This window comes from Pantoea sp. Ap-870 (assembly GCF_011752515.1).
GTDB lineage: Bacteria > Pseudomonadota > Gammaproteobacteria > Enterobacterales > Enterobacteriaceae > Pantoea > Pantoea dispersa.
In genome coordinates, this window is record NZ_VWXG01000008.1 from 1 (window position 1) to 13,791 (window position 13,791).

The window sequence follows — 13,791 nt, forward strand, 5'->3', positions numbered from 1 at the left end:
TTTTTCGTTTCTGTGTGCCGATGCTGAACGTGCAGGATGAGAACCTGCTGCAGGTTCGACTGAATCGCCGGGAGCGATTCAGGCTGATGCGCCAGCATCACCCGCAGGGCGAGGCCCCGGATGGGCCTAGGCATATCCTGCACGACCCACCAAATTCAGAAAAGAGCGCCCTTTGGGCGCTTTTTTCGTTTCTTCACATCCCACTTCCCTGGCTACCAGCTAAGCTGCAACTGCATTCAACCACGGTTGCACGTTTGGTAGCGGCGCAATTTATTGCGCGATGAATCGCGCCGCTACAAATAATGTGCGACTTGCGGTTGCCTTATCTGACCGCGCTTACATTCTCAGGGCGCTTTTCCGCTTCATCTGTTAAGGAAGAACCCGCTCTGCCTGAGGCCGTGCCCGCCCTATCCCCTTCCGCCCTCGTTCCTGACGAAACCTTTTCGCAAATTTAACACCTCTCACCCTCAAGCCGCAGCGGCTGCGTTCCGATAACGAAAGGGCACATTTGCAAGGAGAACGTTATGACCACCATTTCGACCAATACCAATATTGGCAGCAGCAGTACTTCGGGATCCGGAAGCGCATCCGGCAGTAGCGATAGCGCTTCGAAAATCGCCAGCCTGACCAAACAAATCGCCAGTCTGAACGATGAACTGAAAGACATCGCGAAGGACAAAAGCCTGACCGAGAAGCAAAGAAAGGATAAGCAGGAGACGATTAACGCGCAGATTCAGCTGCTGCAGGCGCAAATCCAGCAGTTGCAGAAGCAGGAAAAGGAGAAAGCGGAGCAGAAGCAGGAGAAACAGGAGGTTACTGCAGTGAAAGCGGATGGTATCAACCGCCCAACCGACAGCAACCAACTTGACGTTTATGTTTAAAACGCCGGATTAAGCGCGCGATCCTGCGTCAGCAGCGCCGCCTGCTGACGCACTTCCTGCCAGATAGCCTCCGCTGCCGGGGTGAGTGACCGGTTTTTGCGTTTAATCAGCATCAGGCTGCGATTGATCTCCGGATAGAGCCGGCGCACCGTCAGCTTACGACCAGACGGCAGCGGCAGCGCCAGTGCCGGTAAAATACTGATGCCAATGCCCGCTTCCACCATCGGATAAAGCGTGGCCGGATGGCCAATCTCCTGCACCACCTGTACGTTCAGCGCCAGCCGCTGCAATGCGGCATCGACCAGCAATCGGCTGCCCGACGCGTAATCCTGCAGCACCATAGCGCGACCAGCCAGCATTGACCACTGGGCCTGCGGCACCTGCGCCAGCGCATCATCCTGATGACACAACAGTAAAAACGGCTCCTGCAGAATCTCCTCGCTATCAAAATCGGCATCCTGCAGCGGACCGATGACGATGCCAAAATCGACTTCCGCATTGCGCACGCTCTGCAATACCCACTGCTGCACGCGGTCGTGCAGAATCACCCGAATGTCGGGGTAACGCAGCTGGCTGCTGGCCAGACATTGCGGCATCAGATGCGCCGAGGGCGTCTGGCTGGCCGCCACGCGCACCGTGCCGCTGCGCTGCTCGCCATAGCTGCGCACATCGAGCAGCGTGGTATTGAGCTCCTCCAGCAGTCGTTCCAGCCGCGTTGCCAGTTGCTGTCCGGCTTCGCTTAGTAACACCTCGCGCGTGGTGCGATCCAGCAGCCGTACGCCCATCTCCGCTTCCAGCTCTTTAATACTGTGACTGACCGCCGACTGGCTCAGCCCAATCGCCTGCCCTGCCTGGCTGAAACTGCCGTGCTGCGCCACCGCCACAAAGGTGCGCAGCTGTCGTAAGGTGTAATTCATCGATTACGCTCATAGATTAATGCAATAAATCAATTTTATTTCTAAACGCGTCTGACGCACAATCAGCAGCATCATTTATTACATTTAACCGGATTGTAACAATGGGCTTTTTACGACTTGATCCGATGATGGTCAAACTCATCATCACCGTGCTGCTGGCCAGCTTCTTCCCGGCCAAAGGCGGGTTTGTCGATTTCTTCGAATACCTGACCACCGCGGCCATCGCCCTGCTGTTCTTCATGCACGGTGCCAAACTGTCGCGTGAGAAGATCATCGCCGGCAGCAGCCACTGGCGGCTGCATCTGTGGATTATGTGCAGTACCTTCGTGATTTTCCCGATCCTTGGCCTGCTGCTGGTGTGGTGGCATCCGGTTAACGTCGGCGCGGAGATTTACACCGGTTTCCTCTACCTGTGTATCCTGCCGGCGACGGTGCAGTCCGCGATTGCTTTCACCTCCATGGCGGGCGGTAACGTTGCCGCGGCGGTGTGTGCCGCCTCCGCCTCCAGTCTGCTGGGCGTCTTTATTTCGCCGCTGCTGGTTAACCTGGTGATGAATGTGCACAGCGATGCGCCGGGTAACGGCCTCGAGCAGATTGGTAAAATCATGCTGCAGCTGCTGGTGCCCTTTGTGCTGGGCCACCTGGCACGCCGCTGGATTGGTGGCTGGGTGGAGAAGCATCGCAGCCTGATTGGCAAAACCGATCAAACCTCGATTCTGCTGGTGGTCTATTCGGCGTTCAGTGAAGCGGTGGTTAACGGCATCTGGCATCGCGTTGGCGTTGATACCCTGCTGTGGATTCTGGCTGGCAGCCTGCTGATTCTGTTCGTCGCACTGGCGATCAACCTTGGCGCTTCCCGGCTGTTTGGCTTTAGCCGTGCGGATGAGATTGTGGTGCTGTTTTGCGGCTCGAAAAAGAGCCTGGCAAACGGTGTGCCGATGGCTAACATTCTGTTCCCGGCCAGCGCAGTGGGGATTATTGTCCTGCCGCTGATGATCTTCCATCAGGTCCAGCTGATGGTGTGCTCGTTCATTGCCCAGCGCTATAAAGCCGGCAATGAGAAGAAGCTGGCGAAGCAGCAGATTGAAGCGCAGAAGTCATAAAACATCAGGCCCGCAACTGCGGGCCTGTCACTTATTCACTGCGCTTGAGCGGTTTAACCAAGCCCTGTAAGCCTTCGATTTTGATCGCCAGCGTCAGCTGCATCAGCTCACCTAGTTTGCCGGCAGGAAACTCATTTTTACGCGCAAACCACAGCAGATACTCTTCCGGCACATCGATCAGCATCCGCCCTTTGTATTTGCCAAACGGCATCGCGGTATTGGCAATCTCAACCAGCTGCTGCTTATCCATCTCAGGCGCCCAGTAAGCGAATCATTTCGGCTTCATCGATCACCGCAATCCCCAGCTCCTGCGCTTTTGCCAGCTTGGAACCGGCGGCCTCACCGGCGATCAGCAGATCGGTTTTTTTCGATACGCTGCCGCTGACTTTGGCCCCCAGCGCCGTCAGCCGCGCTTTGGCATCGTCACGGTTCATCTGCGACAGCGAGCCAGTCAGTACCACGGTTTTTCCGGCGAACGGGCTGTCGATCTCTTCGGCTTTGACCACCACCACCGCCGGCCAGTGCACGCCCACCTCCTCCGTCAGCTGGCGGATCACTTCACGGTTGCTCTCCTCTTCCATGAAGTTGCGCACGTGCGCTGCCACCACTTTGCCGACGTCCTGTACCGCAATCAGCGCATCAAGGTCAGCGTTCATGACCTTTTCCAGCTCACCAAAGTGGTTCGCCAGGTTGGCCGCCGTCGCCTCGCCCACTTCGCGGATGCCGAGCGCATACAGGAAGCGCGGCAGTGTAGTGAATTTGGCTTTTTCCAGCGCGTCCACCACGTTTTGCGCTGATTTCGGCCCCATGCGGTCCAGTCCGGTCAGCTTGCCGGCGGTGAGACGGAACAGGTCGGCCGGGGTTTTGACGTACTCTTTTTCCACCAGCTGGTCGATGATTTTATCGCCCATGCCGTCCACGTCCATCGCACGGCGTGAGACAAAGTGCTTCAGCGCTTCTTTACGCTGCGCGCCGCAAATCAGCCCGCCGGTACAGCGCGTTACGGCTTCGCCTTCCACACGCTCTACGTCAGAGCCGCACACCGGACAGTGGCTGGGGAACACAATCTCGCGCGCATCCGCCGGACGTTCGGATTCCACCACGTTGACCACCTGCGGAATCACGTCACCGGCGCGACGAATCACCACTTTGTCACCGATACGCAGCCCCAGCCGGGCGATTTCATCGGCGTTGTGCAACGTCGCATTACTGACTATCACGCCCGCGACCTGCACCGGTTCGAGGCGCGCCACCGGCGTAATCGCGCCGGTACGTCCGACCTGAAACTCAACGTCGCGCACGATCGTCATCTGCTCCTGCGCCGGGAACTTGAATGCCACCGCCCAGCGCGGTGCGCGCGCCACAAAGCCCAGCTGCTCCTGCAGCGCCTGCGAGTCGACTTTGATCACCACGCCGTCAATATCAAAGCCGAGTGACGGACGGTCCTGCTCAACCTGACGATAAAACGCCAGCACTTCATCCGCGGTGTGCACCAGGCGAATCCGATCGCTGACCGGTAATCCCCAGGCCTTAAACTGTTGCAGACGCTGCCAGTGGCTGGCAGGCATTTCGCCGCCCTCCAGCAGGCCAAAGCCGTAGCAGAAGAAGGTGAGCGGACGTTTCGCGGTGATGCGCGGATCGAGCTGGCGCAGCGAGCCGGCTGCCGCATTACGCGGGTTGGCAAACACTTTGCCGCCGGTGCGTCGCGCTTCCTCATTCAGCTTCTCAAAGCCGCTTTCGGTCATGAATACTTCGCCGCGCACTTCTACCCGCGCCGGAATATTGTCGCCGTGCAGGCGCAGCGGAATGGCGTGAATGGTGCGCACGTTCGCCGTAATGTTTTCGCCGGTAGTGCCATCGCCGCGCGTGGCGGCACGCACCAGCAGGCCGTTTTCATATAGTAAACTTACTGCCAGACCATCCAGCTTCAGCTCGCAGCAATAGGTGAGATCGTCAGTGCTTTTCAGGCGATCCTGCACGCGCTTATTGAAGGCAAGAAATCCGGCTTCATCAAAGGTGTTATCGAGCGACAGCATTGGCACTTCGTGGCGCACCTGTTCAAAGGTGGCAAGCGGTGCCGCGCCCACGCGCTGGGTGGGAGAATCCGGGGTGATTAAATCGGGATGCGCGCTCTCCAGCTCACGCAGTTCGCGCATCAATCGGTCATATTCTGCATCCGGGATTTCCGGCGTATCCATCACGTGATAGAGGTATTCGTGGTGGCGTAACGTGGTGCGCAGCGCGGTGATCTGCTCCTGAACCGATGTCATATTCTCTCGTCCGATAAAAAACCCCCGGCAAGCGGGGGTTATTTAGTTAAAGGGTGATACTGCTGGCGGCGCTTAGCCAATAACCTCGCGGATGCGTGCTTTATAGGTTTCCAGCTTTTGTGGTGTCATCATGCGACGCTCATCATCCAGCACCACGCCACCGACATCATCGGCGATGCGCTGTGCCGATTGCAGCATCAGCTTAAAGTTCTGATTGGCGTCACCGTAGGACGGCACCATCATAAAGATCGAGACGCCCGGCGTGGTGAAATCGCCCATTTCATCCGGATTGAACGAACCCGGTTTAACCATGTTTGCCAGGCTGAACAGCACCGGACCGCTGCCGGCCGGGCTGAGATGGCGATGGAAAATGTTCATTTCACCAAACTGGAAGCCGGCCTGCAGAATGCCCTGCAGCAGCGCTTCACCGTTCAGTGCGCCACCGGCATGCGCGGCAACGTGCAACACCAGCACCGCTTCTTTTTTACTGCCCGGCGCAGCGGGCTGCGGCTGCGGTGCAGCTTCCTGCACAGGCGCAGGTTCAGGTTGTTTAACCTCCGGCTCGGCGGCGGTAAACTCCGGAGCCGGCTGGGTGGCGGACAGCGGTTCATTATCCAGCAGCGGATCGGCCTGAATCGGTTGTGGCTGCGGCACGGGCTGCGCTACCGGCGCCTGCGGTTGTGGCGCAGGTGCAGACTGACGTACCGGCTCATCGTCCAGCAGCGGATCGCCGCTTAACGGCGTTTCCTGGCGTGGGAATGGCTGACGCACCGGTTCCGGCGCACGCGGAGCAGCAGGTTTGGTGACCGGCGCATCGAACTGCGGCTCGTCTTCGGCATCACGCTGACGACGCACGCGTACTTCGCCGACGCCATCGTCTTCGCTGTTCAGCAGATCATCGTCATCCGCTTCTTCACGCTGTTTCAGACGTTTGTGCGGGCGATCGCGAAACACGGAAGAGCGCTCTTTACGGCTGGTCCACAGTCCGTGAAGAAGCAGCGCTATTATGGCGATCGCGCCAACAACGATTAATATCAGACGCAAATCCTGCATCATTGTATTCTCTGTTGTTCCAATACCTTGCCACCACGGCAAACTTTATCCTCTAACTGTATTTGCCCAGCTACACAAGTGCAAGTCTGTGCAGTATTTTCTGACAAATAAGATAGCTGCCCCACGCTTTTTTGCTGTTTTTTCGCGCAAAGTGCGCCTGTCACCGATAAAAAGCCAGGTTATGATGTTGGCGCCGCTACATAAAGGAGAAAGGCTCGCTATGCCCGCTGAGAATTCGGTCTCATCCATGAATGGTATTCATTATTTTGCCCAGGGCTGGAAACTGGTGCGTCTGCCCGGTATCCGCCGCTACGTCATCATCCCGCTGCTGGTGAACATTGTGCTGCTGGGCGGTGCGTTTATCTGGCTGTTTCAGCGCCTCGGCCAGTGGATTCCACAGCTGATGTCGCACGTGCCGGACTGGCTGCAGTGGCTGAGCTATCTGCTGTGGCCGCTGGCGGTGATTTCGATTGTGCTGGTATTCAGCTATTTCTTCTCCACCATCGCCAACTGGATTGCCGCGCCGTTTTGCGGCCTGCTGGCGGAGCAGCTGGAAGGACGTCTGACCGGAAAACCCCTACTGGACAGTGGCTGGCTCGGCATGATGAAAGACATCCCGCGCATCATGAAGCGCGAGTTACAGAAGCTCGGCTACTATTTGCCGCGCGCACTGGGCCTGCTGCTGCTCTATTTTATCCCCGGCTTTGGCCAGACCGTGGCGCCGGTGTTGTGGTTTCTGTTTAGCGCCTGGATGCTATCGATACAATATTGCGACTATCCGTTCGACAACCACAAAGTCAGTTTTCCTCAGATGCGTAACGCGCTGCGTCAGCATAAAACCGCCAATATGCAGTTTGGCGCGCTGGTCAGTCTGTTCACCATGATTCCGATCCTCAATCTCGCCATCATGCCGGTCGCGGTATGCGGCGCGACCGCCATGTGGGTCGATCGCTACCGCAGCCAGCATGCGCGTCATCTATAATGCATCAAAAAGCCTTATGCATTTTTGCATCAGGCTTATGGTTGCAGGCTATATAGATATACGATTTCTTTCCTTCCGCCGGGGGTCAGAACAGGTATGCTCTGAGGGTTCCCAATATTTCATACAGTTAAGGACGGGCTATGAGTAAGATCTATGAAGACAACTCTCTGACAATTGGTCATACGCCGCTGGTTCGACTGAACCGCATCGGTAATGGACGCATTCTGGCTAAGGTCGAGTCGCGTAACCCGAGCTTCAGCGTTAAATGCCGTATCGGTGCCAATATGATTTGGGACGCAGAAAAACGCGGTATTCTGAAACCGGGCGTTGAGCTGGTAGAGCCAACCAGCGGCAACACCGGCATTGCGCTGGCCTATGTCGCCGCTGCGCGCGGCTACAAGCTGACGCTGACCATGCCTGAGACCATGTCGATTGAACGTCGCAAGCTGCTGAAAGCGCTGGGCGCCAATCTGGTGCTGACCGAAGGGCCAAAAGGCATGAAGGGCGCCATCGCTAAAGCAGAAGAGATTGTTGCCAGCGATCCGGACAAATATGTGCTGCTGCAGCAGTTCAGCAACCCGGCCAACCCGGAAATTCACGAAAAGACTACTGGCCCGGAGATCTGGGAAGACACTGACGGCGCCGTAGACGTCTTCATTGCCGGCGTGGGCACCGGCGGTACGCTGACCGGCGTGAGCCGCTACATCAAGAACACCAAAGGCAAGCAGGATTTGATCACCGTGGCCGTTGAGCCTACGGATTCCCCGGTCATCGCACAGGCGCTGGCGGGAGAAGAGATCAAACCGGGTCCGCACAAGATTCAGGGCATCGGTGCCGGTTTTATTCCGGGCAACCTTGACCTGAAACTGATTGACCGCGTGGTGGCCATCACCAATGAAGAAGCGATCAGCACCGCGCGTCAGTTGATGGAAGAAGAAGGCATTCTGGCCGGTATCTCTTCCGGTGCAGCGGTGGCGGCTGCCCTTAAGCTGCAGGAAGATGAAGCCTTCGCCAATAAAAATATCGTGGTGATTCTGCCCTCTTCCGGCGAACGCTATCTCAGTACCGCACTGTTTGCCGATCTGTTCACCGAAAAAGAGCTGCAACAGTAAACGACAGAGTCTGAAAATGATGAAAAAAGCACCCAAATGGGTGCTTTTTTGTGGCGCAGATCTCACTTTTACCACCGGGCAGATTGATTTCAGTGATGCGGCTCTGGTATTTAAGCAGCCAATTATTTCGGTGCCTGAAATTAATCTGCCTTTGAAGTGGATCAAGCTGAATCGATTTACTGATTTGGTGAAACGGCGAATCACGGCATAATCAGCAGAGTGACGTATTGCAGCAGTTTTGATCCGTCATCGAAAAAATGACTTTTTCATTCAAGCGCATTTTTTGGTCAGCGTGATGCCGTACCAGCGCACCTACACAGGCTAAAGTTACGGCTCCAGGCTAGACTTTAGATCCATAACACCAAACCTGATAAAGTTGGGGAAATAGAATGTTCCAGCAAGAAGTTACCATTACCGCACCTAACGGCCTCCATACCCGTCCTGCAGCTCAGTTCGTGAAAGAAGCGAAGGCTTTCCAGTCTGAAATCACCGTTACTTCTAACGGCAAATCTGCCAGCGCGAAAAGCCTGTTCAAACTGCAGACTCTGGGTCTGACTCAGGGTACGGTTGTTACGCTTTCTGCAGAAGGTGAAGACGAGCAGCAGGCGGTTGAGCATCTGGTCAAACTGATGGCTGAACTGGAGTAATTCCGCTCCGGCAAGCCATTAAACCGACTCCTTTGCCCCATTGAGTGCAATTATGTTGATCGCGGACAACCTGTCCGCGTTATTGCTTCCTTAGAGTACTGCTCCGCGACAGTGGCAACGCATTGGGTCAATGAGCCATCGTGATTAAAAGGTAGGGTTATGATTTCAGGCATTTTAGCATCACCGGGTATCGCTTTCGGCAAAGCACTGCTGCTGAAGGAAGACGAGATCGTCATCAGCCGTAAAAAGATTACTGACGACCAGGTTGAGCAGGAAGTTCAGCGCTTCCTCGACGGTCGCAGCAAAGCAGCCGGGCAGCTTGAAGCCATCCGTGTGAAAGCCGGTGAAACCTTCGGTGAAGAGAAAGCGGCGATCTTTGAAGGTCACATCATGCTGCTCGAAGACGAAGAGCTTGAGCAGGAAATCATCGACCTGATAAAAAAAGATCACGTAACCGCTGACGCCGCCGCCCACTCTGTGGTTGAAGGCCAGGCGAAAGCGCTGGAAGAGCTCGACGACGAATATCTGAAAGAGCGCGCGGCTGACGTACGTGACATCGGCAAGCGTCTGCTGCAGAACATTCTGGGTCTGCATATCGTTGACCTGAGCGCCATTGCTGACGAATCCATTCTGGTGGCGAAAGATCTGACGCCATCCGAAACCGCACAGCTGAACCTGAAAAAGGTGCTGGGCTTTATTACCGATCTGGGTGGTCGTACTTCACACACCTCGATCATGGCGCGTTCGCTGGAACTGCCTGCGATTGTCGGCACCGGTAACGTGACCGCTACCGTGAAAAACGGTGATTTCCTGATTATCGATGGCGTGAACAACAAGATTTACGTCAATCCGACCGACGACGTGCAGGAAGAGCTGAAAGCGATTCAGACGCAGTATCTGTCTGAGAAGCACGAGCTGGCGAAACTGAAAGATCTGCCAGCGATTACGCTGGACGGCCATCAGGTTGAAGTGTGCGCCAACATCGGTACCGTGCGTGATGTCGCCGGTGCTGAGCGCAACGGCGCGGAAGGTGTTGGTCTTTACCGTACTGAATTCCTGTTCATGGACCGCGATTCGCTGCCAAGCGAAGAAGAGCAGTTCCAGGCTTACAAAGCCGTGGCGGAAGCGATGGGTTCCCAGGCCGTGATCGTGCGCACCATGGACATCGGCGGCGACAAAGATCTGCCGTACATGAACCTGCCAAAAGAAGAGAACCCGTTCCTCGGCTGGCGTGCGATTCGTATCGCTATGGACCGCAAAGAGATTCTGCATGCCCAGCTGCGTGCTATTCTGCGTGCGTCTTCCTTCGGCAAACTGCGCATCATGTTCCCGATGATCATTTCGGTGGAAGAAGTGCGCTTCCTGAAGGCTGAGCTGGAGATGCTGAAGGCACAGCTGCGTGAAGAAGGTAAAGCCTTTGATGAGTCCATTGAAGTAGGCATCATGGTAGAAACCCCGGCTTCCGCAGTGATTGCCCGCCATCTGGCGAAAGAAGTCGACTTCTTTAGTATTGGGACAAATGACCTGACGCAGTATACTCTGGCGGTCGATCGTGGTAATGATTTGATTTCACACCTCTATAACCCAATGACGCCATCTGTACTGGGCCTCATTAAGCAAGTGATCGACGCATCACATGCCGAAGGGAAATGGACCGGCATGTGTGGTGAGCTGGCTGGTGATGAACGTGCTACACTACTGTTACTGGGAATGGGGCTGGACGAATTCAGCATGAGTGCCATTTCAATCCCAAGCATCAAGAAGATCATTCGCAATACCAATTTCGAAGATGCGAAGGCACTGGCAGAGCAGGCTCTGGCTCAACCCACAGCGGAAGATTTGATGAACCTGGTGAACAAGTTCATCAAAGAAAAAACGCTCTGCTGATCCACGAGACGCTGGCCCCAAATTACTGCTTAGGAGAAGATCATGGGTTTGTTTTCTAAACTTTTTGGCGATAAATCAGAGAGCGCGTCAGGGACTATCGATATCGTTGCGCCTCTGTCAGGCGAAATCGTGAATATCGAAGACGTACCTGATGTGGTATTCGCAGAGAAAATCGTCGGTGATGGTATCGCCATCAAACCTACTGGCAACAAAATGGTTGCACCAGTGGATGGTACTATCGGCAAGATTTTCGAAACCAACCACGCGTTTTCTATCGAGTCTGATAACGGCATCGAACTGTTCGTGCACTTCGGTATCGACACGGTAGAACTGAAAGGTGAAGGCTTCAAACGCATCGCTGAAGAAGGCCAGAAAGTGAAAAAAGGCGATGTGGTGATCGAGTTTGATCTGCCGCTGCTGGAAGAGAAAGCCAAATCCACGCTGACCCCGGTCGTGATCTCGAATATGGATGAGATCAAAGACCTGGTGAAACTCTCCGGTCAGGTTACCGTGGGCGAAACGCCGGTTATCCGCATCAGGAAGTAAACCGCGCTGATTGCGTGAAAACGGCACCCAATGGGTGCCGTTTTTGTTTGTTTCACACGCTGATGAATGATTTGCAGGCGAGCGCTTCTGGCAAAGCGCACCGTGCCTGTTTGAGGGCAGGACGACCGGGCAGAGGAGCAAAGCGTCCCGCGCCATGGATGGCGCGGGCCGAGGCCCAGGGACGGTTTATGCCGTCTTTGCGATCTGTCCGGTCGTCCTGACCGCCTGCGCCTGACGTGATGATTTACGCCTGCTTCCAGCGCGGCAGCCGCAGCGTCACTTCCAGCCCGCCTTCCGGACGGTTCACCGCCTGAACTTCGCCGTGATGGGCCAGAACCACTTTGCGCACAATTGACAGCCCCAGCCCGTAGCCTTTGCCCATCAGCGGCGAATTCACCCGAACGAACGGATCGAAGATACTCGACAGCTTCTCATCATCCACGCCCGGCCCCTGATCGCGCACGCGAATCGCCAGCCACTGATTCTCCGCCTGCAACTGCACGCTGATATGCTGCCCCTGATGCGAGAAACGCAGCGCGTTGCGCAGCACATTCTCCACGCCGCGGCGGATCAGCTCAGCATTACCGCGCACGGTGTAATCCGCGTTCTCATCCACCAGAAAATCTACGTGCACACCGGGGATCTGCGCTTCGTAGCGCACATCGGTTACCACCGCATGCAGCAGGCCTGTCAGGTCAAAGTACTGCTCGCCAGGCATGCTCTCATGTTCAGCGCGCGACAGCGTCAGCAGTTCGCCGATCATCTTATCCAGACGGCGCGCCTCCTCGTCGATGCGATTCAGTGAGGAGGCTACCGACTCCGGCGTCTGACGCGCCAGACCGGTGGCTAACTGCAGGCGCGCCAGCGGGGAGCGCAGCTCGTGGGAGATATCATGCAGCAGCTCTTCACGCGCTTTCACCAGCGTATCCAGCCGCTCCACCATCGCATCAAAATCCTGGGCCACAATCGACAGCTCATCATGGCGGCGGCGCATCACCGGATAGAGCCGCACCGACAAATCACCGCGCGACACGCGGGCAAACCCCTCCCGCAGCTGACGCATTGGTCGCGTCAGGTTCCACGCCAGCAGCAGACTGAACAGCAGCCCCAGCGCGCCGGCAAAGGTAAACATCGGCTCGGGGATATTCAGAATACGACGCGGGCCTCCGCCGCCCATTGAACTGTCTTCGCGCAGCCCTTTTACGTCATAGCGCAGTTCATACTCTTTACCGTCAGCGCCCTTCACCCAGCGCACAATCACCTGCGGAAACGGCCCGTGAAACGGCTGATTAAAGGTCTCCGGCGGCGCATTTTCCGGCGTAGTGGCCGGTCTCGCGTGCTGAATCACCGAGAAAAACTGACGATCGTTCGGCTCCCAGTCGGCCATCATATCGTCGAGCGAGCTGGGGCCGCCGCGCTCCAGTACCGACACCGCTGAAGCCATTTGCAGATTGACGATACGGCGCACCGCCACAATCTCCGGCGGCTCGTGACGGTTTCCTGACAAGGTAAAGCCCAGCCACAGCAGCTGGCTGATAATCACAAACACAATCCAGAAGCCCAGCAGGATCTTCCAGAACATGCGGCCACGGTAGCTGTGTTTCATCGAATGCGATAACCAATGCTGCGCACGGTTTCAATATTCACGCTGTCTGCGGTCAGCGCAGCCAGCTTCTGGCGGATATTGCTGATGTGCACGTCCACGCTGCGATCGTAAGCTTCACGCGGACGGCCCAGCCCCTTCTCCGACAGCTCATCTTTGGACACTACGCGGTCCGGTGCGCGCAGCAGCAGATCCAGCAGATTGAACTCCGACGCGGTGAGATCAAAAGCTTTGCCCTGCCACTCCGTGATACGCGTGGCCGGGTTCAGGCTGAGATCGCCCCAGCGCAGGACCTCTTTCTTATCCGGCACCGGTGCCTGATCTTCAAAGCGACGCAGCACCGCGCGCAGACGCGCCACCAGCTCGCGCGGATAGCAGGGTTTGGGCACGTAGTCATCCGCGCCCATCTCCAGGCCGATAACGCGATCGATATTGTCGCCCTTCGCCGTCAGCATGATCACCGGCAGGCGGCTGTTCTGCCGCACCTGACGCAGCACATCAATACCGCTCATATCCGGCAGCATGATGTCGAGAATCATCGCGGTGTAGTGTCCGGATAACGCCCCTTCAATCCCGGCGCTGCCGGTCAGCACCAGCTGGGTTTCAAAACCTTCGGCAATCAGGTACTGGCTCAGCATGGTGCCAAGTTCAACATCGTCATCAACAAGCAGGATTTTCATCTTTTTCTCTCGTACAAAATTGCCGCTATTTTGTCCTGAGTGCCGCGGGAAAGCAGCCGGTTTTACGCGATCCTTACAGTGACCGCGTCAGAACATGCTTAGGGAGACTA

14 protein-coding genes and 1 other RNA gene are annotated in these 13,791 nt (G+C 56.3%); 9 read left to right on the forward strand and 6 right to left on the reverse strand.

Annotated elements, in window-relative coordinates:
• The first annotated feature begins 15 nt into the window (after positions 1-15).
• Positions 16-152, forward strand: a non-coding RNA gene (locus tag F3J41_RS17825) — RtT sRNA.
• 372 nt (positions 153-524) lie between these two features.
• Positions 525-881, forward strand: coding sequence for a FlxA-like family protein (locus tag F3J41_RS17830; protein ID WP_021508090.1), 357 nt, complete (start codon positions 525-527; stop codon positions 879-881).
• Here the strand turns inward: F3J41_RS17830 and F3J41_RS17835 are convergent.
• Positions 878-1,798 carry a LysR family transcriptional regulator gene (locus F3J41_RS17835; protein ID WP_021508089.1) on the reverse strand — a complete coding sequence of 307 codons (921 nt, stop codon included), beginning with the start codon at positions 1,796-1,798 and terminating at the stop codon, positions 878-880. The two genes, F3J41_RS17830 and F3J41_RS17835, sit on opposite strands and share 4 nt — an antisense overlap.
• Before the next feature lie 101 nt (positions 1,799-1,899).
• Between F3J41_RS17835 and F3J41_RS17840 the strand changes: the two genes are divergently transcribed.
• The gene (locus tag F3J41_RS17840; protein WP_021508088.1) at positions 1,900-2,901 is read left to right on the forward strand and encodes a bile acid:sodium symporter family protein; all 1,002 of its coding nucleotides are present in this window, start codon (positions 1,900-1,902) and stop codon (positions 2,899-2,901) included.
• A gap of 31 nt (positions 2,902-2,932) precedes the next feature.
• Here F3J41_RS17840 and F3J41_RS17845 read toward each other — a convergent pair whose 3' ends face one another.
• The 3 genes from F3J41_RS17845 to zipA all read right to left on the reverse strand — a co-directional run bounded on the left by F3J41_RS17845 (position 2,933) and on the right by zipA (position 6,227).
• Positions 2,933-3,151, reverse strand: a complete 219-nt coding sequence (locus F3J41_RS17845) for a DUF3820 family protein (protein WP_021508087.1) — start codon at positions 3,149-3,151, stop codon at positions 2,933-2,935.
• 1 nt (position 3,152) lies between these two features.
• Positions 3,153-5,171, reverse strand: coding sequence for an NAD-dependent DNA ligase LigA (gene ligA / locus F3J41_RS17850; RefSeq protein WP_058781777.1), 2,019 nt, complete (start codon positions 5,169-5,171; stop codon positions 3,153-3,155).
• A gap of 72 nt (positions 5,172-5,243) precedes the next feature.
• Complete coding sequence (zipA, locus tag F3J41_RS17855) at positions 5,244-6,227, reverse strand: cell division protein ZipA (protein WP_166711942.1); 984 nt, start codon at positions 6,225-6,227, stop codon at positions 5,244-5,246.
• 217 nt (positions 6,228-6,444) lie between these two features.
• Here zipA and cysZ point away from each other — a divergent pair, with 217 nt between their 5' ends.
• The 6 genes from cysZ to crr all read left to right on the forward strand — a co-directional run bounded on the left by cysZ (position 6,445) and on the right by crr (position 11,398).
• On the forward strand, positions 6,445-7,206 hold the full coding sequence (gene cysZ / locus F3J41_RS17860) for a sulfate transporter CysZ (RefSeq protein ID WP_166711944.1): 762 nt from the start codon (positions 6,445-6,447) through the stop codon (positions 7,204-7,206).
• A 140-nt stretch (positions 7,207-7,346) separates the two neighbouring features.
• Entirely contained in the window at positions 7,347-8,318 is a 972-nt protein-coding gene (gene cysK, locus F3J41_RS17865; protein WP_021508083.1) for a cysteine synthase A, read from the forward strand.
• Between the two features lie 16 nt (positions 8,319-8,334).
• Positions 8,335-8,529, forward strand: coding sequence for a hypothetical protein (locus F3J41_RS17870; protein WP_021508082.1), 195 nt, complete (start codon positions 8,335-8,337; stop codon positions 8,527-8,529).
• Positions 8,530-8,707: 178 nt separating this feature from the next.
• Complete coding sequence (gene ptsH / locus F3J41_RS17875; RefSeq protein ID WP_007889063.1) at positions 8,708-8,965, forward strand: phosphocarrier protein Hpr; 258 nt, start codon at positions 8,708-8,710, stop codon at positions 8,963-8,965.
• 159 nt (positions 8,966-9,124) lie between these two features.
• Positions 9,125-10,852 carry a phosphoenolpyruvate-protein phosphotransferase PtsI gene (ptsI, locus tag F3J41_RS17880; RefSeq protein ID WP_021508081.1) on the forward strand — a complete coding sequence of 576 codons (1,728 nt, stop codon included), beginning with the start codon at positions 9,125-9,127 and terminating at the stop codon, positions 10,850-10,852.
• 42 nt (positions 10,853-10,894) lie between these two features.
• Positions 10,895-11,398: a PTS glucose transporter subunit IIA gene (gene crr / locus F3J41_RS17885; protein ID WP_010617547.1), complete on the forward strand. Its 504-nt coding sequence runs from the start codon at positions 10,895-10,897 to the stop codon at positions 11,396-11,398.
• 244 nt (positions 11,399-11,642) lie between these two features.
• Here the strand turns inward: crr and F3J41_RS17890 are convergent, their stop codons facing one another.
• Both F3J41_RS17890 and F3J41_RS17895 read right to left on the reverse strand, forming a co-directional pair.
• Positions 11,643-13,004, reverse strand: coding sequence for an ATP-binding protein (locus tag F3J41_RS17890; RefSeq protein WP_166711946.1), 1,362 nt, complete (start codon positions 13,002-13,004; stop codon positions 11,643-11,645).
• Positions 13,001-13,681, reverse strand: a complete 681-nt coding sequence (locus F3J41_RS17895) for a response regulator transcription factor (protein ID WP_021508079.1) — start codon at positions 13,679-13,681, stop codon at positions 13,001-13,003. The genes F3J41_RS17890 and F3J41_RS17895 overlap by 4 nt, the downstream gene beginning before the upstream one ends.
• Positions 13,682-13,791 lie beyond the last annotated feature (110 nt).